The sequence below is a fragment of the Pseudomonadota bacterium genome, assembly GCA_023229365.1.
Taxonomy (GTDB): domain Bacteria; phylum Myxococcota_A; class Polyangia; order JAAYKL01; family JAAYKL01; genus JALNZK01.
The window spans coordinates 1-19,827 of the sequence record JALNZK010000101.1 but is presented as its reverse complement, the minus strand read 5'-3'; the positions used below and the strand labels follow the sequence as shown (position 1 = coordinate 19,827).

Genomic DNA, 19,827 nt, shown 5'->3' with positions numbered 1-19,827 from the left:
GTCCGTGTCCGTGTCGGTATCGGTGTCCGTGTCGCTGTCTGTGTCGCTGTCCGTGTCGCTGTCCGTGCCGCCGTTCACGCACTCGCCCCACTCGTTGCAGGTCCAGTACATGGCGTGGAGATCGACGCACTGATCGCTGGTCGTGCACTCCTGCTCGCACGTCCCTTCCTCGATGTCGCAGTACCAGCCCGCGCCGCAGTCCTCGTACGCGACGCAGTCGGGCCCCGCGGCCTCCTCCTTGCAGGACGGCGCGAGCACGGCGCCTATGATGATCACGAGAACCGCGCAGCACGCGAGCGCCAAAGTCGTCTTCTTCATAATCGTCCTCCGTTCGTTGTTAACGGCTATCGACCCCGATCCCTCTATACCCCAGCCGCCCGCCGCGGGGCAACTCGTCTACAGGAACATCACCCCCACCCCGGCGACGGCGACGACCGCGCCGATGATCGCGCGGGCCGAGATCCTCTCCTTCTTGATCAGCACCGACGGGACGATGATCAGCACCGGCACGATAGCCATGATCGTCGCGGCCACTCCGGCCTCCGTGTTCTGCACGGCGATGAGCGACAGCGAGATGCCGAGGAACGGGCCGAAGACCGATCCCGCGCCGATGATCGCCACCGCGCGCCCGTCCTTCATCGCGGCGGCCACGCGCGGCCACCAGCCGATGACGCAGAAGATCAGCGCGAAGCCGGCCATCCCGGCGATGACGCGGATCTGGGTCGCCGAGAACGCGTCGTAGCTCTTCATGCCGACCTTGCTCAGGACGAGCCCCGCGGCCTGGCCGAACGCGCCGCCGAGGCAGAGCAGAACGCCCAGCCGCCGATCGCGCCGGGAGAGCCCGCCATCGCCGCTGCCCGCCGGCCGGCGCTCGATGACGACGTACACGACCCCGCCCACGGTGAGCGCCATGCCGATGAGATCGGTCGTCCCGAGCCCTTCCCCGAGCGCGAGCCAACCCAGGATCGCGGTCATCGGCGGGACGAGCGACATGACGAGCAGCGACAGGCGCGCGCCGATGAGCACGAGCGCCCGGAAGAGGCAGAGATCGCCGAACGTCAGCCCCACGACGCCGGACGCCGCGAGCCACCCCCACGCCTCGGGCGTCGCGTCGAGCGGGAGCGGCATGCCGCGCGTGACGGCGCCCCACGCGCCGAGCAGGACCGTCGCGAAGGCCAGGCGGACAAGGTTCACCGTGAGCGAGCCGACCCGCCTGCCGGCCGTCTCGAACACCATGGCGGTGATCGTCCAGCAGCCGGCGGTGGCCAGCGCGGCGAGCTCGCCGAGGTGATCGACTCCGCTCACGGGTCTTCCGGCTCAGTACGGCGAAGGTTCCGGCGCGGGGCTGGGGGCTGGGGTCTCGGCTTCTGCCGGCGGCGCCGCCGGCGCGGTCTCGGCTGCCGGGGCGGTTTCTGGTTCCGGTCCCGGTTCCGGTTCCGGCAGTGGCACGACCGTCTCCGTCTCCGGCTCCGGCTCCACCGCCTCCGGCTCCGGCTCTGGCTCCGGCTCCGGCGCGGCTTCGAGCTCCGGCTCGTAGACGTCCTCCTCCTCGGGCCGCGGCGCGTAGGTGAGGCCGAGCAGGAACCTGAGCTGCGGCGTGCCGAGCAGGTCCCCCGTCCCCGCGGCCGAGCCGCCGGAGACCCAGAGCGTGACCGCCCTCGCCTGATCCGGGACGTACCCGACCGCGGCGCGGTACTCGAAGCCGATCCGATCGAAGCCGTCCATCTCCGCGACGAGCACGCCCTCGGCGCTCACGAGCATGCGCCGGTCGAGCAGGTGCCCGGTCACGCCGACGCCGCCGGTCATCTGGTGGCCGACGGTCAGATCCGCCAGCCTCGACTTCTCGGTGCGCAGGCGCGCCCCGACGTTGAGCGCCGCCGAGATCGGGCAGCTGTGCACGTCGGCGACGACGTTCGGGGCGAAGACGAACCCCTCCTCACCCGCGAAGTTGAGCTCGTCGCCGGTCGGCACGGCCATCGCCAGGTCGGCCGCGAGGCCGAAGCCGCGCTTCTCGGGCGTGTCCGTGCGGCCGCCCAGGAACCGCACCTTGGCGTCGAACCGCATGTCCTTGAGCGCGGAGCCCGCGAGCTTGTAGGTGGAGTCGTCGACGCCGAGCGGCATGAGCGGCGTGGCGCCGACGCCGGACTGATCGAGGACCACCGGCAGCACGACGCCGAGCTGCACCCAGTCCGCGATGCCGAACGCCCACGTGAAGTCCGCGGTCGCGGCGTACTCGACGACCCAGGACGTGTCGCTCGAGCCGTCGCTCTGGCCGATCTCGAGCGCGAGCGGGCGCCTGTAGTAGTCGAACACCACGCCGAACGACACGCCCTTGTGGCCGAGGATGTCGGCCGAGGCGAGCGTCGGGAAGTTGCTCGGCCCGGGCGCCGCCCACAGGAGCTGGCTGTCCACCCCCTCCCCGTCGCCCACGGGCTCGAGCGCCTCCTGCGAGAGCGCCGCGCCGCCGGCCGCCGTCGCGACGGCGAACACCAAGATTCCAATCAGCCGCGCCATCCGCTGCATCTCCTGGTCCTCCTCAGTTCTGCGCCGCGGCGTTCTTCTTCGCGCCCGCGACGATCCTCACCCTCACGGTCTGCGGGACGATCGACTTGATCACCACGCCGGCCGGCAATCCCTCGATCTGCACCGGCGCGACGAAGCTCCCGCCGCGCGCCGCCTCCGCGGCGTCGACCTCGGCCACCGGCACGACGGCCTTCGGAACGAGCGCGTCGAGCACCACCCGGGGCCCCGAGAGGATCGCGTCGACGTTCCCCGGGCGCGCCTCGGCGCCGCTCTCCACAAGCGCGCCGTCGCTCCGGACGCGGACCGGGAGCGCGGCGAGCTCGCGCTGTCCCGGCGTGTACCGCACCCGGACGACGATCGCGAGCTCGTCGACGTACTTCACCTGCAGCCCGGGGATCCGCCTGAGCGGCACGCGCACCTCGTGCTCGCCGACGGCGAGACCCGCGACGTCGATCTCCTCCGTGTCGAGCCCGGCCACGCCGTCGACGACCGACGTCGGCCCGGAGACCGTCACCTCCGGCGGCACGGCGACCGGCGTCCCCTCGAGCTCGAGGCCGGGCTTCAGGATCCCCTTGGTCCGGACGTTCACGACGACCCTGCGCGACACGATCTTCTCGATGCGGATCGGCACCGACTCCGGGCTGATGTGCAGGATCTCCACGCCGGAGGGGAAGTCGAACATCTCCGGAGCGAAGTAGAACGTGAACGTCCCCTCCGCCGCGCGGCCGCTCAGATCCACCACGACCTGGCCCGCGTCGCCCGACTTGACCGCCTTGATGACCGACGTGCGGCCCCGGAGCGAGACCCGGACCTTGTCCGGCATGTCACTCGTCACGACGAGATCCGCCTTCGCCGTGGGCCGCATCACCGCGACCTCGACGTCGATCCACCTGTCGACCTTCTCCTGGAACCGCACGATCACGAAGAGCACAAGCGTGATGACGAGCGCGATCGTCTTGAGCCGCAGGTTCTCGGTCAAGGACCGCGTGAGGAAGCTCTTCACGTCGTTCCATCGCGGCGCCATCGTCAGCCCTCCGCCGGCGGCACGGTGCCCGCGTCGTTCCTGTCGCCCCCGAGCGGCGGCGTCCTCGGCGCCTTGGTCTCGCGCTCCTTGGCCGCGTCGCGCCGCGCGCGCGCCTTCTCCTGCGAGAACAGGCTGAGCAGCGTCTTGCGCAGCTGCGCCGCGTCGAGATCCTTGCTCATGTGCCCCCCGAAGCACACGGAGACCGTGCCGCGCTCCTCGGACACGACCACGGAGACCGCGTCGGTCTGCTCCGTAATGCCGAGCGCCGCCCGGTGCCTCGTGCCGAGCGTCTTGTCGATGCGCGGGTTCGCCGAGAGCGGCACGAACACTCCCGCCTGCCGGATCTGGTAGTTCTTGATGATCGCGGCCCCGTCGTGCAGCGGGTTCTCGAGCGCGGGGATGAAGATCGCGTACAGGAGCTCCTTGGTCACCGACGCCTCGAGCTTCGTGCCGGCCTGGAGGATGAACTCGTTGAGCGAGGCCTCCCGCTCGAACACGATGAGCGCGCCGATGCGCTTCGCGGCGAGCGCGGTGGCGGCGCGGATCACCTCCTCGACGACCGCGGTCTCCTGCGCCTTGGCGAACCACGCGAACTTCCCGACGCGCACGAGCGCCCGCCGGATGTCGTCCTGGAAGATGATCAGCGTGAAGATGACGACCACGGACATGAACTGGTCGAGCAGCATGTACGTCGTCGCGAGCCCCATCGCCTGGCTGACGACGTACAGGATGATGAGCACGAGCAGCCCGACCGCCATGGGCACGGTCCGCGTGCCGCGGATGAGGAGGAGCGCGACGTAGACTATGTAGTAAACGACGATGAGGTCGATCAGCGCGAAAACCCAGCCGCCGGAGTCCTCGAGCAGGCTCTGGAGGAACTCAGGCATCGCCGCACCGGGCGGGCTCGGCCCTCCCCCCGCGCAACGCCGAGGCGATCAGCGCCGCCTGGCGCATCACCGCGACGTCGTGGACCCGCACGGCGCGCGCCCCGTTGAGCACGGCGATCGCGACCGCGGCCGCCGTCCCGCCGGTGCGTTCGCCGGCCCGGGCGCCCGTGATCGCGCCTATGAAGGACTTCCTGGAAGGCCCGACGAGCAGCGGGTACCCGACCGCCGCGAGCTCGGCGAGGCGCGCGATCAGCTCGAGGTTCTGGGCCGCGGTCTTGGCGAACCCGATGCCCGGATCCAGCCAGATCCTCTCCCGCGAGACCCCGGCGGCGAGCGCGACCTCGACGGCCGTCGCGAGCTCGGCGGCGACGTCCTGGACAACGTCGGCGTACTCGAGGTGCGCGGGGTTCGACTGCATGTCGGCCGGCGTGCCACGCGAGTGCATGATCACGAGCGCGGCACCCGCCTTCGCCGCGACCGCCGCGAGGCGCGGGTCGTAGCGCAGGCCGGAGACGTCGTTGACGATCTCGGCGCCGGCGGCCAGGGCCGCCTCGGCGACCTCCGGCTTCTTCGTGTCGATCGAAACGGCGACGTCCGCGCGCGCCTTGAGGGCCCGGATGATAGGCAGCACGCGCTCGATCTCCACGGCCGCCGCGACGGGCGCGCTGCCTGGCCGGGTGGACTCGCCGCCCACGTCGACGACGTCGGCTCCCTCCTCGACCATGCGCAGGCCGTGGGCCACCGCCTTCTCCGGATCGACGAACAGGCCGCCGTCCGAGAAGGAGTCCGGCGTCACGTTGAGAATCCCCATCACGACGGGGCGACTCTCGTTGTTTCGCGATTTCACCGCCACACAATACACTGAGCGATACCCCGAAACAACCGTACCGGGCGCGCGCCCGGCGCGGATTTTTCCCGCCTCGAGGATCGGCGTGGTACGATTGTCGCGGCACGAAGGGAGTAATCCTTGTTCAGGGAACGGCTTCTGATCTTCGCGCTCGCGGCGCCGGCGCTCCTCCCCCTCGCCTCGTGCCAGGGCACCGACCACTCCGCTCGGCCCGGCGACGGGGGTCCGGACGCGGGCACCGACTCCGACTCCGACTCGGGCGCCGACTCCGACGGCGGGACCTACGAGGACGCCGGGACCCTCTACCAGACAGGAGTGGGCGGGTTCCTCGATCTCGACGTCCGGAACCGCGGCGAGCTGTTCGGGTTCCAGGCGCTCGCGCAGTTCTACGACGTGACCGCGCCGTACATCCTGCACCGGTCGAAGGAGGTCATCGTCCCGGCCGACGGGATCGACAGCTGCGAGCTCGCGTACTTCGACGGCATCGGCACCTGGGCCGAGGGCACGCTCGAGTGGCTGACGGCCGGGACCGTCACCCTGATCTCCGGAGGCGACGAGGTCGCGCTGGAGGAGATCACCGGCGGGCTCGTCGTCAACTACTTCGCCGACCTCGGGGAGCTCGGGATCGAGCCGCGGTACGGCGAGGCGGTCGCCCTCTCGGTCTCGGGCGACGAGGCGGCCGGCTTCGAGCTCGACCCGCTGGTCGTGCTGCCCGCGCTGCTCGAGATCACGGCCCCGGAGCTCGACGCGACGCTCCCGCGCGCCGCGCTCGAGATCGCGTGGACCGGCGGGGCCGCCGGCGGCGCCGCAAGGATCCGGCTGAAGGCGGTCGACGCGGGCGCGGGGTCCGCCGCGAAGTACGAAATCGGATGCGACGTCGCCGACGACGGGGAGTTCGAGATCCCGGGCGAGATCATGGAGGCGCTCCCCGCGGGGTGGGCGGTCGAGCTCGTGGTGTCGCGTCGCCTGCGCGCCGTCCACCCGATCCCCGGCGATCTGGACTTCGTCGCCACCGCCGACTCGTCGAGCGTCGGCGAGCACGTCCTGGAGGAGTGATCAGCTCAGAACCGCTCCACGCGCCGGTGGCAGACCGAGCCGCCGCCGTGGTTGCGGTACCAGTCCTGGTGGTACGCCTCGGCCGCGTAGAACGGCCCGGCGGGCGCGATCTCCGTCGCGACGTCGTACCCCTTGGCCTCGAGCGCGGCGACGAGCCTCTCGGCGATCCGCCTCTGCTCCGCGTCGAGGTAGAAGATCGCGGAGCGGTACTGGGTCCCGAGATCCGGCCCCTGCCCGTCGACCTGCGTGGGATCGTGGATCTCGAAGAAGAGCCGCGCGAGCTCCTCGTACGTGGTCCGCGCCGGATCGAACACGACCTCGACCGCCTCGGCGTGGCCGGTGGCGCCGCCGCAGACCTGCTCGTACGAAGGGCTCGCGGCGCTCCCGCCGGTGTAACCCGAGCGGACGTCCAGGACCCCCGGCCGTCCCTCGAAAGCGGCCTCGACGCCCCAGAAGCACCCCCCGGCGAAGAGCGCGCGGCCCCTCGCGGGGGCGAACTCCAGCGAGATTGAGTTGACGCAGTGGCGGGTGTCCTTCGGCGTGAGCCCCTCGCCGCGGAAGACGTGGCCGAGGTGGGCCCCGCACCGGGCGCAGGTGATCTCGGTGCGCGCGCCGTCCGCGTCGCGCGTCTCGGCGACCGCGCCATCTAACGCGTCATCGAAGCTCGGCCACCCGCACCCGGCGTCGAACTTGTCCGCGGAGAGGTAGAGCTGCGCGCCGCAGCGCTTGCAGGTGTACGTGCCGTCCGCGCGGTGATCGACGAACGCGCCCGAGAACGGTCGCTCCGTTCCCTTGCCGACGATGACCCGCGCCTCTTCGGGCGTGAGCGGCTTTGTGCGCATCTTGCCTTTCCCCGCGTCGGCGACGCCGACGTACAGCGCCGCGACGGCGGCGACGGCGACGGACGCGAGCACGAGCGCGCCCTCGGCCAGGATGTGCTCGTCCCTCACCGCGGCCTCAGCTCGCGAGACGCGCGGCGATCTTCGCCGTGTGCTCGCCCTGGAACCGCGCCGCCTCGAGCTCGTTCTCGCTCGGCATGCGCTCGCCCTGCCCGCCCGCGATCGTCGAGGCGCCGTACGGCGAGCCGCCGGTGATCTCGTCGATCCGCGTCTGCCCGGCGAACGCGTACGGCAGCCCCACGATCACCATGCCGTGGTGCAGGAGCGTCGTGTGGAAGCTCAGGATCGTCGACTCCTGCCCGCCGTGCTGCGTCGCCGTGCTCGCGAAGACGCCGCCGACCTTCCCGACGAGCGCGCCCCGCGCCCACAGCCCGCCCGTCGAGTCGAGGAACTGCCGCATCTGCCCGGCCATGTTGCCGAACCTGGTCGGCGTGCCGAACAGGATCGCGTCCGCGGCCACGAGATCGTCGAGCGTCGCCGAAGGGACGTGCGCGAACGCCTTCTGCGCGTCGAGCGCGCCCATCTTCGCGAGCACGTCGTCGGGCAGCGTCTCGGGCACGCGCCGGACGACCACGTCGTTGCCGAGCGCTCTCCTAGCGCCCTCGGCGACCGCCTCCGCCATGCGGAAGACGTGTCCGTAGGTCGAATAGAAAAGGATCAATGTTCTCATCGGTTCCTCCTTTCGGAGAAACCTAAGGACCGCTTTCGCGGGGTCAAGTTATCTTGAACTTTTTTTCCTGTTTAACGACCCCAGACCACGGCCTCGCGAAGCACCGAGACCCGCGTCGGGAAGACGAACAGCCGCGTGAGCTTGCGCTTCTCGGGGAGCGGGAGCTCGCCGCGGCCGTCCGGGCCGAGCGCGACGATGCGGCGGATGAGCACCTTGCCCGACAGATCCTGCGCCTCGACCTGCCACGGCGTCCCGGGCTCGCCGAAGAGCTCGAGCTTCGCCGGCGCGAGCCGAACGTCCTCGAGCCGCAACCGCTGCGCCGACGACGCCGCGAGCTTCGGCCCGTCCGCGAGCACGTAGCCGTCGCACGCCGCGTCGAGCGCGCCGGAGAACTCCCCGCTCACCGCGTCGCACGTGATCGGGATCGGGCGCAGCGGCGTCCGCAGCGAGGCCTCGGCCGACCCCTGGCCCGCCTCCGCGGCCTCGAGGACGCGCAGCGCGTTGCCGCCGAGCGCGGCGGAGAGCTCCTCCGGGCTCCACCCCTCGCGCGCGAGCCGTGCCGTGAGCTCCGGCAGGAGGCCCGTGTGCTCGAGCCCGGCCGGGGGGTTCACGCCGCCGAAGTCGGTCCCGAGCGCCAGCGCCTCGAGCGCGCCGAGCCGCCGCACGTGCGCCGCGTGCGCGACCACGTCGTCGATGGTCGCCGCGGCCGGGTCGCCGGGCCTCAGGAAGTCCGGGTTGAAGACGATCCCCACGACGCCGGCGCCGCGCGCGAGCCCCAGGATCTGGAGATCGTCCAGGTTCCGCGGGTGATCGCGCAGCGCCCGCGCCGCCGCGTGCGTGACCGCCACGAGCGCACCCTCCCGGACGAGCGCGTCCCAGAACGCCCGCCTCGACGCGTGGGTCAGATCCACGAGCAGCCCCCTCTCTCGGCACAGTCGCACGAGCTCGGCGCCTCGCTCGGTCAGGCCGCCCGGATCACCCGGTGAGGACGCGGGATCCGCGAACGCGTTCGCGCGCTCCCCGACGATCCCCACGGCCGCGACGCCGCGGCCCGCGAGCCCGTCGAGCTCGGCCGCGAGATCCCCCGCGGCGACGGCGTCCGCCCCCTCGAGGAGCAGCATGACAGGCAGCGCCCCCCGCGCGCGCGCCGCCCGCGCCTCGGCGAGGCTCTTGACGATCACGGCGGCGCCGGACGTCCCGCCGACGAGCGCCTCCATCTGCGCGAGGTCGTCGTCGAGATCGCGTCGGCCGGCGGCGCCTCCCGGCAGCGCCGCGAGGACGAGATCCACGCCGCCCGCCTTCTCGCGCTCGAGGCTCGTGTGCGCCTCCTTCGACAGCAGGGTCCATCCGTCCCGCCGCTTGCGGAAGACGAAGTCCTGGATGAGATCCACGACGAACGCCGTCTCGTGCACGGAGGGGGCGGTCGCCTCGGGCGGAGGTGCCGCGACGGCTCCCGCCTTCCGCTCCACCGCGCCGACGAGGTCGAGCTTCCGCTCCTCGGCGCCGTCTCCCGAGCCGCAGCCGGCGGCCATCCCGAGCGCGACGGCGGCGATCGCGTTCCAGCGCATCATGGAGCCATTCTAAGGGCGCGCCCTCTTTTTCCCCAGCCCGTTTCGATTCCGCGCTATTCTGTCCGGGTACGAAACAGGAGGTAGCACCCATGGGAAGGGGGCGGCCGATGTCTTTCGGAACGAGAAGCGCCGTCGTCGCCGCGCTGGCGGCGCTGGCGATCTCGGCGTGCCAGGCCGTCGAATCGCGCGGGCAGCCGGACACCGAGGACTCGGACACCGGCCCGGACACGGACACAGATTCCGACTCGGATTCGGACGCCGACTCGGATTCGGACTCGGACGCGGACGCGGGGAACGTCGAGTTCTCGTACATGTGGGTCTCGAACAGCGCCGAGGGCACGCTGTCCAAGGTGGACACGATCCTCGAGGAGGAGGTCGCGCGCTACAGGACCTGCGCCGTCACAAGCTGCGATCCGTCGCGCACCTCGGTCAACCTCGCCGGTGACATGGCCGTCACGAACCGGAGCCCGGAGTACGACGCCATGACGCCGTCCTCGGTCGTGAAGTTCGCGGCGACGCTCGACAGGTGCGTCGACAGGAACGAGGACACGATCATCCAGACGTCGTCCGGTCCGGGCGACGTCCTGCCGTGGGGCGAGGACGAGTGCATGCTCTGGAGCACGCCCATGCCGGTGACAGGCGGCGACCCCTCGACCGCCAGCGGGGCGCGCGCCACGGCGTGGGACGGCACCGAGGACCCGGACACCGGCGAGGGCGGGCACGTCTGGGTGGGAATGTGCGGCGGGAGCACGAACGCGTTGGCGCACAAGCTCGACGGCGACACGGGAGAGATCGTGGCGTCCGTGGAGCTGCCCACGTCGTGCGCGTACGGCGGGGCGATGGACGGGACGAACGGCTTCTGGATCTACGACACGTGGGGCCGCGTCGTGCGCGTCAACACGAACAGCCTCTCGATCTTCATCCGCGACGTCTCGTGCGGCTACGGGATCACCGTGGACCAGCTGGGCCGCGTCTGGACGGGCGGCACGGGAGGAGCCACCGGAAACTGCGTCTCGCGCTACGACATCAACACCGACACCGAGGACTCGATGGACGTCTCGGGCGCCGAGTTCCTGCGCGGCATCGCCGTGGGCGTCGGGATGAGCGCGGGCTACGTCTGGGCCGCGGACACGAGCGGCAGGCTGTACAAGCTCGACCAGGAGACGATGGCCCCGGTCGCGAACTACGCGGTCGGCGCGTACGACATGATCGGCGTCGCCGTCGACTACGCGGGCTACGTCTGGACCGTGTCGCAGACCGGCAACTCGACCTACAAGTTCGATCCGGAGACCGAGACGTCCATCGCCGTGCCGATCGGCCTGGGGCCCTACACCTACAGCGACATGACGGGCGCGCAGCTGCACAACGTCATCGAGCCGGAGTGACCGCGGTGCGCGCGCTGACTGCAACGGTGCTCCGGGCCCTCCTCCTCCTCGCGCTGTTCCTCGGTTCGTGCGGCGGATGGGACGGGAGCTTCTGGTACGACGCCGGGCTCGATTTGGACTCGGGCGAAGGCTCGGACACGGACGTCGACACCGACGCGGATACGGATGCGGATTCGGACACGGACGCGGACACCGACACCGACACCGACTCGGATGCCGGCGCCGATGCCGGCCCGGACAGCGCCGCGCTCCCATGACCTCCCCTACTTCCCAGTCCTCCCATCACTGAGCTCCCGCCACGCCCGGCTCAACGCCGCCGCCGCGAGATCGACGTCCGCCTCCGTCGTGCCGCGGCCGATGGAGAGCCGCACCGAGCCGAGCGCCGCCTCGGCGGGGACGCCCATCGCCGTGATCGCGACCGACGCCTCCTCGCCCCCCGCGTGGCACGCCGCGCCCGTGGACGCCGCGATCTCCGGCGCCGCCGCGAGCAGCGCGCCGCCGCGGACCCCAGGAAACCGGACGTTCAACGTGTTGGGCAGCCGCGCGACCGGGTGGCCGTTCAGCGCGATTCCGGGCACGCCGCGCGCGAGCGCGTCCCACAGCCGCGTGGTGAGCGACGACAGCCGGGCCGCGAGCGCCGCGAGATCCCTTTGCGCCGCGGCCGCCGCCGCGCCGAGCCCGGCGATCCCGGCGACGTTCTCCGTGCCCGGGCGCAGCCCGCTCTCCTGCCCCGCGCCGCGAAGGAACGGCTCCATCGCGGTGCCGCGCCGCACGTAGAGCGCGCCGACGCCCTTCGGCGCGTACAGCTTGTGCCCGGCGATCGAGAGGAGATCGACGCCGAGCGCGCGGACGTCGACGGGCAGCTTGCCCGCCGACTGGGCCGCGTCCGTGTGGACGAGGGCGCCGCGGGCCTCGGCGGCCGCCGCGATCTCGGCGATCGGCTGCACCGTCCCGGTCTCGTTGTTCGCGTGCATGATCGTCACGAGCGCCGTGTCCGCCCCGAGCGCGGCGGCGGCGACGTCGGCGGGCACCCTGCCCTGCGCGTCGACGGGCAGGCGCTCGACGGTCCACCCCTGTCGCTCGAGCGCGGCGCACGGCGCCGCTATGGCGGGGTGCTCCACGACCGAGGTCACGATGCGCCCGGCGCCGTGTCGCGCGGCCGCGATCCCGCGGATCGCCAGGTTGTTCGCCTCGGTGCCGCCCGACGTGAACACGATCTCCTCCGGCGCGCAGCCGAGGAGCGCCGCGACCTCGCCCCGCGCCGCGTCGACCGCCTCCCGCGCGTCCCGGCCGAAGGGGTGGCCGCTCGAGGGGTTGCCGAACCGCTCGCGCAGGAACGGCATCATCGCGTCGACGACCTCGGGCAGGAGCGGGGTCGTCGCGTTGTAGTCGAGGTAGACGGTCAAGGGCGCCCCCGCCGCCTCAGAACGCGCCGAGTTGGCACGGCTTGATCTTGATCAGCATAGCCTCGCACGCCTCGGCGACCTCGATGCGCCCGAGCCCTCGCCGTTCGGCGATCTCCCACGCCGCACGGCACGGCATCCGCCCGTCCACGAGCGCCGCGCGGATCTCCCGCTCGAGATCGGCCGAGACCTCGGGCGCGGCCGTGATCACGGCGCCGGAGTGGCGCGACGTGCCGAAGCCGAACAGCCCGAGCTGGCACTTCACGATGCGCAGCCCGAGCGCGTCCATCGCCTCGCCCACCTCGGCGGGCGGCAGCCCGAGCGCGCGCGCGACGTCCTCCGCGTCCGAGCAGGTGACCTCGCCTTCCGCCGCCGCCGCGCCGAGCGCCTTCGCGAGGGCCGGACTCACCTTGTTCCCCATGGGAAGCTCCTTTCGCCTCATACGAACAGCCGCTGCGCGGCGTCGACGAGCGTCATCGGCTGCGCCCCGCCGTCGAGCAGCGTCTTGACGGCGCGCTCGAGCGCCGCGAGCCGCTTGACGAGCGGGATCCTGAGATCGGGCTGGTGCGCCTGGAGCGCGGTCAGCCCGTCGCCCTCGGCGTCCGCGAAGTCGATCCCGTGCAGCTCCAGGTTCACGAACGCGAGCCCCACGGCCCGGCCCGCGAGGAGTCCGGCGCCGCGCGGCCCGGCCATCGCGATCGAGGTGCCGATGAAGGGCAGCCTGGCGCGGGTCACGACCGCGATGGGGAGCTCCGCGATCCCCTGGCCCTGCGACCACGGGCCCTCGTACCCGACGCGGTACGGCCCGGTCGGCGCGGTCGCCATCCTCGGATCCCCGACGAGCGACGCGGAGCGCTTCCCGGCGATCGACTTGGCGGCGATCGCCGCGGCCTTGGCCGCGAAATACACGGGGCACGGGAAGACGGACGAGTCGTAGGCGTAGCCGAGCTCCCCGAGCTTCGCGAGGAGCGCGGCGTTCACGTTGTACCCCGGCGCGCGGAAGCCCAGAGGAGCCGCGCCTATCGCCTCGCGGATCGCGTCGCCGCCGCGGACCACCTCGGCCTCGGCCTCGTTCGCGGGCAGCGCGGTGAGATCGTACCTGTGGCCCCAGGTGTGGTTCGCGACCTCCCCGCCGCAGCGCGCGGACTCCTTGAGCAGCGCGGACGCGCCCGGGCACGCCTGGAGATCCCGGCCGACGGCGAACCAGGTCGGCGGCACCCCGAGCTCCTCGCAGAATCTGAGCGCGCGGGGCAACGCCCGCTCGTGGACAGGCGACCTCTCCCGCAGCTCGGGGGCGTCGAGCCCGTGGATGTCGCAGTAGCAGCGCGCCTCGTCGAGGTCGATCGAGATGCAGAGCACGCCCATCGTCACACGCCCAGCCGGATCGCGGCCACGAGCCGCACCAGCCCCTTGAGCACCATCGGGACGCGGCGCACGAGGTCGATGGACGGCGGCCTCTTCTCGACGATCGTGATCGGGACCTCCTGCACGCGCACGCCGCCGCGCTCGGCCCGGATCACGAGCTCGGAGGCGAACAGATCGCGGTTGACGATGCACCGCCGCGCCGTCTCGAGCAGCGCCTCGCGGCGGAACGCCTTGAGCCCGTGCGTGTCCGTGCCCTTGAACCCGAGCAGGATCCGCAGGAGCCCGTTCATGACGTGCGTCGCGGCCCTCCGGCTGAACGGCCGGCGATCGTTGGCCCCGCTCATCGTCTTGGAACCGACCACGAGATCGGCCCTTTCCGCGTCGAGCAGCGCGAGCGCCCGCTCGTAGAAGCCGACGTCGCAGATGTCGATCTCGTCGCACATGACGTAGCGGCCCCGGGCGCGCTCGATCCCCTCCCGCAGGGCGAGCCCGTAGTCCGGCTCCGGCGCGGAGAACGTCGAGACCTCCGCGTGGGCCGCGGCGAGCTCCTCGGCGAGCTCGATCGTCCGGTCCGAGCTGCCGTTCTCCGCGAGGACGATCTCGAACGTGCGGCCGAGGCGGGGCATCTTGGCGAGCAGGTCGTGCACGGCCGCGGAGAGGATCCCCTCCTCGTTGTGGATCGGGATGACGATGCTGATTTCCGTGTTCACGTTATTCATTCACAAATACCTTTTAACAAAAGGTTTATATTACATTTTCTGCGCTTGTTCCGCCGCCCCGAACCCCTGCTCGATCGCGTCCTCCATCGCCGCGTACTCCCAGCGCCCGTAGCGGCCGACCGGCAGGATTCCGTGCTCCTCGAGCCACGGGACGGCGGCCTCCACGGAGCGCTCGTGCGCCGCGTCGTACACGACGTACGCCCTCGGGATGAAGCGGGGCCGCGCGAACAGGACGTCGCTCGCGCGCCGGATCACGCCCATCTCGATGAGCCCCGCGATCACGCGCGGCATCACGGCGGCTTGCCGGATCGGGCGCCTCGACGCGAGCTCGACGTACAGGCACCCCTTGCCGCGCGGCGCCATGGACGGCGAGAAGTGGCTGTAGGCGCCGACCCTGTAGAACGGGAAGCGTCGCTCCGGGACGTAGCTCCAGTGGTGCCTCGTGCCGGGCCTGCTATCGAGCGCGACGTCGAGGTAGCGCAGCCCGGTGCACCGTAGCCCGGCCGCGAGGCGCGCGATGCGCCCCGGCGGATCGACGAGCATGGCGAGCGTCCTGTCGAGCGGCGCCGAGGCGATGCACGCCCGATACGGCACCCACGCGCCGCCGGCGCGGACCCTCCGGGCGCGCCAGTCGATCGCCGTAACGCGCGCGCCGAGCTCGACGTTGATTCGAGCGGCCATCCGCGCCGGCAGCTCGCCGATCCCGCCCTTGGGGTAGAAGAACGTCGCGTTGTAGCCGAGGCGGTCCTGGGGCGCGACCAGGGCGCCGCGCACGACCTCCGCGAGCCCGGGCGTGGGCACGAACCGGTCGCACCACGCGGCGGTGATCTCCCGCGGGTGCACGCCCCAGAGCTTCTCGTTGTACGGGACCATGAAGTGTCGCGCGATCCCGGGGCCGAAGCTCGCGAGAATGAACTCCTCGAAGGTCCCCGCCGCCGGGCGCTCCCCGCCGCGCGCAGCGTACGCCTCGGCGAAACCGAGCAGGCACTCGGCCGCGATCTCCGGCGGCAGCCCGAACGTGTTGGCCTGGAACGGGTAGTGCGTGTACGCGCCGTGCGAGAAGATCCGGGCGCGCCGCTCCATTTCGACGAGGCGATCGCCCATGAGATCGAGCGCGAAGCGCTTCACCGCGGGCCGCGAGAGGTGCAGGAGGTGTCCCGTGCGGTCGAACTTGAACCCGGAGTCCGCCACCGTGTCGCACAGGCCGCCCGGCGTGGCGGCGCCCTCGAACAGGCGGTAGCCGCGCTTCAGGCGGTTGGCGGCCGCGAGCCCCGCGAGGCCCGCGCCGAGGATCACGATCTGCGAACGCGTCGGCACGCCATAGAATCGTTTCCGCGCCACCCGGTGTCAAGCGGCGCGGGTTGTCGCGCGGCGGTTTTCGCCACATGCTTACCCGCGGAAGATGACACGGCCTCTCACAAAGATCGTCGCGGCGGCCGCGCTCGCCTCGGCCCTCCTCGCTGCAGCGACGTGCCGCTCGGACGAGCTCGGCGACGCCGAGGTCACGGCGCGGATCGCGCGCATCCAGCGGAACCTCGACGACGGCAAGGTGCTCGCGAACGTCTGGTGGATCGGCTGGATCGGCGTCCAGGCCGGCTCGGCGGCCGGGTTCGGCGCCCTCGCGATCGCCGACCGCGAGAGCCCGGACATGCCGGTCAACGCGGTCAGCGCCGGGGTCAGCGCGATCGGTGCGACGATGCTGCTCGCCCTGCCGTTCGTGCCGGCGTACGCGCCGCGCAGGCTCCGCGCACTGCCCGAGGACACGCCCGAGGCGCGCCGCGCGAAGCTCGCCGCGGCCGAGGAGTGGCTCCGCCGGAGCGCCGAGACCGAGGCTTTGGGCCGAGGCTGGATCGCGCACCTCCTGAACTTCGGCGTGGCGGCCGCCGCCGGGCTGCTGCTCGCGTTCGCGTTCGACACGACCGACTGGGAGGACGGCCTCTACAACTTCGGCATCCTGTTCGTGACGAGCGAGCTGCAGGTCGCGACCCAGCCGACCCGGGCGATCCGCGACTGGAACGCCTACCGGCGGCTCTACGGGCAGGCGCCCCGTGCGGATCGGTTCGAGATCACGGCGTTCGCCGCGCCCGGCGCCGCGGCCGTCTCCCTGCGGTTCTGAACCCGGCGCGCCGAAAGGACAATCAGAGCCAGGTAAGCGACGCGACGTCGCGGTGCGGAAGCTCGGCGAGCGCCGCGGCGAGCCCGGGCGGCCAGGCGAATCGGAGGACCGCGTTGCGATCGTCGAGATCCCCGTACCCGTTCGTCGAGCCTCCGCCCTGCACGTCGAAGAGCGAGTAGAACCGCCCGCCCGCGACGATGGGCAGATCCTCCGGGACCTCGTAGTCAACCATCGTGCAGTAGATCGCGCCCGTGCCGTCGCGGTTGTCCACGATCTCGACGAACCGCATCTGCTGCGGCCAGTCGACGAGGCCGGACGTCTCGATCTCCCAGTAGCCGTTCTCGACCGGCAGCTCCGCGCCCGCCGGCCGGGGCGTGATGCGGTTCGCGTGCACGTGCCCCGCGATGTGGACGACGACGTTCGGGTGGGCGTGCATGACGTCCAGGAACGCCGCGCGCTCGTCGTCGTCGTCGATGCCCGCCGACGCGTAGTGGGCCGCGACGATGATCAGCTCCCCCGCGGCCTCGGCCTCGGCGAGCGCGAGGTCGAACCACGCGAGGTGATCGCCCTTGATGGTGCCCCACTGTCCGGAGACGTCGACGAGATCGAGCACGACGAGCGCGGACGGCACGCCCGGCACGACGCCGTGCACGACGTAGTTCCCGCGGCCGGTCGCGGCGTTGATCTCCGTGTAGCCGTGCCCGTCCGGGAGCGTCGCGGTCCCGAAGTGCGCGTCGATCCACTCCGTTCGCTCGAGGAGGGCGCGCGCCGGGTCCGGCACGACGGTGGAGCTCGTGTAGTAGCTCTTCGCGGGGAGGTAGCACCGCCCGGGCAGGAGCGACTCGTCGGCGTACCACGGCGCGTCGAGGCAGGTCGGCACCACCGCCTTCGACAGGGTGGAGGTCGTGTCGCCCGTGGGATCGGCGACCAGCGGGTCGACCAGCGGCCCGTTGCCCTGCAGGAGCACGTCGTGGTTGCCGATCACCGCGTACCACGGCACCGCGGGGTCGACCCCCTCGGCGACGAAGGGATCGTGCGGGTCGTTGCCCGGCCCGGGGATCGGATCATCGTCGTCGCCCGAGTCCGGATCGACCTCGTCGCCGTCCATGAGCGCGGCGTACCACTCGAGCTCGTTTCCCTGCGAGTTGTCGATCATGTCCCCGGTCTGCAGCGCGAAGTCGAACGGCCGCACGGCCGAGAACCGGTTCGCCGTGCGGATCGCCGCCTCGACGAACAGCGCCAGCCACGGCTCCTGCAGCCTGAACGCCGACTCCTCGTAGAAGTCGCCGTTGATGAGGCGCGCGGGCGACTCCTCGTCCATGATCTGCGCGTCGGTGATCTGCCAGAGCAGCGCGACGGAGGACGGCTCGTCGACGGGGTCGGCGCCGGCGTCGCCCACGCCGAGGTCGTCGCGCTCGATCCACGGCTCTCCGGGCCCCGCGTCCACGAGCCCCCACTCTGGGCGCGTGGAGGTGTCGCCCGACTGATCCGTTGCCGGGACGCGCGGCACGATCGTCCGCGTGAGCGTCGTCTCGGGCGGGATGAACGGTTCGGTGTCGCTCTCGCTGTCCGTGTCGCCGGCATCGGCGTCCGAGTCCGAGTCCGTGTCGGCGTCCGAGTCCGCGTCGGTGTCCGCGTCCGTCCCCGCGTCGCCGCCGGTCACGCCGTCGTCGCCGCACGCCGGGACGAGAGCGAGCGCCGCGAGCGCGATGACGCTCCACCGAAATCTCGCCGGGATCGGGAATCGCATCGGGTGGGATTCTACCACAACACGGGAGGCCATGCCCCTTCGCATCTTGTGGCGGCGCGCCCGAGCTGCTTCAATGCGCGCCGTGACGGAGGCGTTCGAAAAGCTGTTCTCCCCGACGCGCCTCGGCGCGCTCGAGCTGCGCAACAGGATCGTGCGCACCGCGTGCTACGAGGGGCTGAGCCCCGGGGGCGTCCCGGGCGACGCGCTCGTCGCGCACCATCGGCGGGTCGCGGCGGGCGGTGCCGCCATGACCACCCTCTCCTACTGCGCGCCATCGAGGGACGGCCTCACGTTCGACTCGCAGATCGTCGTGGACGAGCGGACAGAGGGGCCGCTCGCGCGCCTCGCCGAGGCCGTGCACGCGGAGGGCTGCGCCGCCGCGATCCAGATCGGCCACTCCGGCGACTTCGCGAGCAGCGCTGCCATCGGGGGAAGGCCCGTCGGCCCATCCCGGCGCTTCAACCTGTACGGGCTCGCCCTGGCCCGGGCCGCCGACGAGTCGGACCTCTCCCGGCTCGCCGCCGACTTCGGCCGCGCGGCCGGGATCGCGGCGCGCGCCGGGTTCGACGCGATCGAGCTCCACGCCGGGCACGGCTACCTCCTCAGCCAGTTCCTGAGCCCGCGGACGAACCGCCGCGCGGATCGCTACGGCGGATCGCTCGAGAACCGCCTGCGCTTCCCGCTCGAGGTGCTCGCGGCCGCGCGCGAAGCCGTCGGGGCCGGGAAGCCGATCCTCGTGAAGATGAACCTGCGCGACGAGGTGCGCGGCGGGCTCGAGATCGACGACGCCGTCGAGATCGCCCGGGCGTTCGAGCGCTCGGGCGCGGACGGCCTCGTGCTGAGCGGGGGCTTCGTGAGCGCGCGGTCGTGCCTCTACATGCTGCGGGGCGGCGTCCCCACGCGGGAGATGGCGCGGACGCAGCCTGGCGTCCTCCGGAAGATCGGGCTCTCGCTGTTCGGCAACCTGTTCGTCGCGCGCTACCCCTTCGAGGAGCTGTTCTTCCTCGAGGGCGCGCTGCGGATCCGCGCCGCCGTGGCGCTCCCGCTCGTGCTCGTCGGCGGCGTCGCGTCCCGCGCGGCGATGGAACGCGGGATCGAGGCGGGCTTCGACCTCGTCGCGCTCGGCCGCGCGCTCATCCGGGATCCCGACTTCCCGGAGAAGGTGCGCCGCGGCGAGATCGACGCGTCGGACTGCGATCACTGCAACCGCTGCGTGGCCGAGATGGCCGGCGCCGGCGTGCGCTGCGTCTGCCTCGAAGACCAGAAGCGGAAATGACCGCTTCGACATCGTCTCGTTTTTTATCGCGCGCCCGCCCTCGAAGGCACCATAATACTGAAGGAACGACGAATGGGAAACGCCAAGCCTATCCAAGACGTCGCGGTGCTGCTCTCGGTCCTGGCGATCCAACTCGCCGCGTGCGGCGAGGTGCCGCCGCCGAAGTTCTTCGGCGGGACGGATTCGGACTCGGATTCGGACTCGGATTCGGACTCGGATTCGGACACCGACTCGGACTCGGACACCGACTCGGATTCGGACACCGACTCGGATTCGGACACCGACACGAGCTACGACTGCGACGCCCTGCCCCCGGGCCCGCTCGGCTTCGGCGTC

At 71.8% G+C, this 19,827-nt stretch carries 21 protein-coding genes; 6 read left to right on the top strand and 15 right to left on the bottom strand.

Translation table 11 applies throughout. The features are described 5' to 3' along the window. The 6 genes from M0R80_24770 to folP all read right to left on the bottom strand — a co-directional run. Positions 1-318, bottom strand: a 318-nt coding sequence (locus tag M0R80_24770; protein ID MCK9462849.1) for a hypothetical protein, incomplete at its 3' end; no start/stop codon positions are given. A 78-nt stretch (positions 319-396) separates the two neighbouring features. Beyond that, entirely contained in the window at positions 397-1,305 is a 909-nt protein-coding gene (locus M0R80_24765) for a DMT family transporter (protein ID MCK9462848.1), read from the bottom strand. Between the two features lie 12 nt (positions 1,306-1,317). Next, positions 1,318-2,523 carry a hypothetical protein gene (locus tag M0R80_24760; protein ID MCK9462847.1) on the bottom strand — a complete coding sequence of 402 codons (1,206 nt, stop codon included), beginning with the start codon at positions 2,521-2,523 and terminating at the stop codon, positions 1,318-1,320. A gap of 13 nt (positions 2,524-2,536) precedes the next feature. Beyond that, positions 2,537-3,547 (bottom strand): CdaR family protein, encoded by a 1,011-nt coding sequence (locus tag M0R80_24755; protein ID MCK9462846.1) that lies wholly within the window; start codon positions 3,545-3,547, stop codon positions 2,537-2,539. 2 nt (positions 3,548-3,549) lie between these two features. Next, complete coding sequence (gene cdaA / locus M0R80_24750; protein ID MCK9462845.1) at positions 3,550-4,434, bottom strand: diadenylate cyclase CdaA; 885 nt, start codon at positions 4,432-4,434, stop codon at positions 3,550-3,552. Continuing rightward, on the bottom strand, positions 4,427-5,245 hold the full coding sequence (gene folP / locus M0R80_24745; GenBank protein ID MCK9462844.1) for a dihydropteroate synthase: 819 nt from the start codon (positions 5,243-5,245) through the stop codon (positions 4,427-4,429). Before folP ends, cdaA begins: the two co-directional genes overlap by 8 nt. 156 nt (positions 5,246-5,401) lie before the next feature. On the opposite strand from folP, the gene M0R80_24740 reads away from it, so the two are divergent. Beyond that, positions 5,402-6,337, top strand: coding sequence for a hypothetical protein (locus tag M0R80_24740; GenBank protein ID MCK9462843.1), 936 nt, complete (start codon positions 5,402-5,404; stop codon positions 6,335-6,337). Positions 6,338-6,342: 5 nt separating this feature from the next. Here M0R80_24740 and M0R80_24735 read toward each other — a convergent pair whose 3' ends face one another. The 3 genes from M0R80_24735 to M0R80_24725 all read right to left on the bottom strand — a co-directional run bounded on the left by M0R80_24735 (position 6,343) and on the right by M0R80_24725 (position 9,477). After that, the gene (locus M0R80_24735; protein ID MCK9462842.1) at positions 6,343-7,179 is read right to left on the bottom strand and encodes a bifunctional methionine sulfoxide reductase B/A protein; all 837 of its coding nucleotides are present in this window, start codon (positions 7,177-7,179) and stop codon (positions 6,343-6,345) included. 115 nt (positions 7,180-7,294) lie between these two features. Beyond that, positions 7,295-7,906, bottom strand: coding sequence for an NAD(P)H:quinone oxidoreductase (gene wrbA, locus M0R80_24730; GenBank protein MCK9462841.1), 612 nt, complete (start codon positions 7,904-7,906; stop codon positions 7,295-7,297). A 71-nt stretch (positions 7,907-7,977) separates the two neighbouring features. After that, positions 7,978-9,477: a dipeptidase gene (locus tag M0R80_24725; GenBank protein MCK9462840.1), complete on the bottom strand. Its 1,500-nt coding sequence runs from the start codon at positions 9,475-9,477 to the stop codon at positions 7,978-7,980. Positions 9,478-9,584: 107 nt separating this feature from the next. On the opposite strand from M0R80_24725, the gene M0R80_24720 reads away from it, so the two are divergent. Then, the gene (locus tag M0R80_24720) at positions 9,585-10,862 is read left to right on the top strand and encodes a hypothetical protein (GenBank protein ID MCK9462839.1); all 1,278 of its coding nucleotides are present in this window, start codon (positions 9,585-9,587) and stop codon (positions 10,860-10,862) included. 5 nt (positions 10,863-10,867) lie between these two features. Next, a complete protein-coding gene (locus M0R80_24715) occupies positions 10,868-11,119 on the top strand; it encodes a hypothetical protein (GenBank protein ID MCK9462838.1) in 252 nt (83 codons plus the stop codon). A 6-nt stretch (positions 11,120-11,125) separates the two neighbouring features. On the opposite strand, the gene M0R80_24710 is transcribed toward M0R80_24715, so the two are convergent. Genes M0R80_24710 through M0R80_24690 form a run of 5 tightly spaced genes read right to left on the bottom strand, consistent with a single transcriptional unit; the run spans position 11,126 to position 15,666 of the window. Beyond that, the gene (locus tag M0R80_24710; protein MCK9462837.1) at positions 11,126-12,268 is read right to left on the bottom strand and encodes a cysteine desulfurase; all 1,143 of its coding nucleotides are present in this window, start codon (positions 12,266-12,268) and stop codon (positions 11,126-11,128) included. Positions 12,269-12,284: 16 nt separating this feature from the next. Further along, on the bottom strand, positions 12,285-12,686 hold the full coding sequence (locus M0R80_24705) for a hypothetical protein (protein MCK9462836.1): 402 nt from the start codon (positions 12,684-12,686) through the stop codon (positions 12,285-12,287). Positions 12,687-12,703: 17 nt separating this feature from the next. After that, positions 12,704-13,630, bottom strand: a complete 927-nt coding sequence (locus M0R80_24700) for a polysaccharide deacetylase family protein (protein ID MCK9462835.1) — start codon at positions 13,628-13,630, stop codon at positions 12,704-12,706. A gap of 2 nt (positions 13,631-13,632) precedes the next feature. Then, positions 13,633-14,340 carry a glycosyltransferase gene (locus tag M0R80_24695; GenBank protein ID MCK9462834.1) on the bottom strand — a complete coding sequence of 236 codons (708 nt, stop codon included), beginning with the start codon at positions 14,338-14,340 and terminating at the stop codon, positions 13,633-13,635. A 39-nt stretch (positions 14,341-14,379) separates the two neighbouring features. Beyond that, the gene (locus M0R80_24690; protein ID MCK9462833.1) at positions 14,380-15,666 is read right to left on the bottom strand and encodes an FAD-dependent oxidoreductase; all 1,287 of its coding nucleotides are present in this window, start codon (positions 15,664-15,666) and stop codon (positions 14,380-14,382) included. A gap of 85 nt (positions 15,667-15,751) precedes the next feature. On the opposite strand from M0R80_24690, the gene M0R80_24685 reads away from it, so the two are divergent. Continuing rightward, the gene (locus tag M0R80_24685) at positions 15,752-16,465 is read left to right on the top strand and encodes a hypothetical protein (GenBank protein ID MCK9462832.1); all 714 of its coding nucleotides are present in this window, start codon (positions 15,752-15,754) and stop codon (positions 16,463-16,465) included. A gap of 22 nt (positions 16,466-16,487) precedes the next feature. On the opposite strand, the gene M0R80_24680 is transcribed toward M0R80_24685, so the two are convergent. Beyond that, positions 16,488-18,215, bottom strand: a complete 1,728-nt coding sequence (locus M0R80_24680) for a hypothetical protein (GenBank protein MCK9462831.1) — start codon at positions 18,213-18,215, stop codon at positions 16,488-16,490. A 73-nt stretch (positions 18,216-18,288) separates the two neighbouring features. On the opposite strand from M0R80_24680, the gene M0R80_24675 reads away from it, so the two are divergent. After that, positions 18,289-19,491, top strand: a complete 1,203-nt coding sequence (locus M0R80_24675; GenBank protein ID MCK9462830.1) for an NADH:flavin oxidoreductase — start codon at positions 18,289-18,291, stop codon at positions 19,489-19,491. 72 nt (positions 19,492-19,563) lie between these two features. Beyond that, positions 19,564-19,827: hypothetical protein (locus M0R80_24670; GenBank protein MCK9462829.1), on the top strand; the 264-nt coding region annotated here is incomplete at its 3' end.

Bases quoted from the DNA above. Each gene is read 5' to 3' on its own strand.
- M0R80_24760 (MCK9462847.1), bottom strand. From the start codon at position 2,523: ATGCAGCGGATGGCGCGGCTGATTGGAATCTTGGTGTTCGCCGTCGCG.
- M0R80_24755 (MCK9462846.1), bottom strand. From the start codon at position 3,547: ATGGCGCCGCGATGGAACGACGTGAAGAGCTTCCTCACGCGGTCCTTG.
- cdaA (MCK9462845.1), bottom strand. From the start codon at position 4,434: ATGCCTGAGTTCCTCCAGAGCCTGCTCGAGGACTCCGGCGGCTGGGTT.
- folP (MCK9462844.1), bottom strand. From the start codon at position 5,245: ATGGGGATTCTCAACGTGACGCCGGACTCCTTCTCGGACGGCGGCCTG.
- M0R80_24735 (MCK9462842.1), bottom strand. From the start codon at position 7,179: ATGCGCACAAAGCCGCTCACGCCCGAAGAGGCGCGGGTCATCGTCGGC.
- wrbA (MCK9462841.1), bottom strand. From the start codon at position 7,906: ATGAGAACATTGATCCTTTTCTATTCGACCTACGGACACGTCTTCCGC.
- M0R80_24725 (MCK9462840.1), bottom strand. From the start codon at position 9,477: ATGATGCGCTGGAACGCGATCGCCGCCGTCGCGCTCGGGATGGCCGCC.
- M0R80_24720 (MCK9462839.1), top strand. From the start codon at position 9,585: ATGTCTTTCGGAACGAGAAGCGCCGTCGTCGCCGCGCTGGCGGCGCTG.
- M0R80_24705 (MCK9462836.1), bottom strand. From the start codon at position 12,686: ATGGGGAACAAGGTGAGTCCGGCCCTCGCGAAGGCGCTCGGCGCGGCG.
- M0R80_24700 (MCK9462835.1), bottom strand. From the start codon at position 13,630: ATGGGCGTGCTCTGCATCTCGATCGACCTCGACGAGGCGCGCTGCTAC.
- M0R80_24685 (MCK9462832.1), top strand. From the start codon at position 15,752: ATGACACGGCCTCTCACAAAGATCGTCGCGGCGGCCGCGCTCGCCTCG.
- M0R80_24680 (MCK9462831.1), bottom strand. From the start codon at position 18,215: ATGCGATTCCCGATCCCGGCGAGATTTCGGTGGAGCGTCATCGCGCTC.
- M0R80_24675 (MCK9462830.1), top strand. From the start codon at position 18,289: ATGCGCGCCGTGACGGAGGCGTTCGAAAAGCTGTTCTCCCCGACGCGC.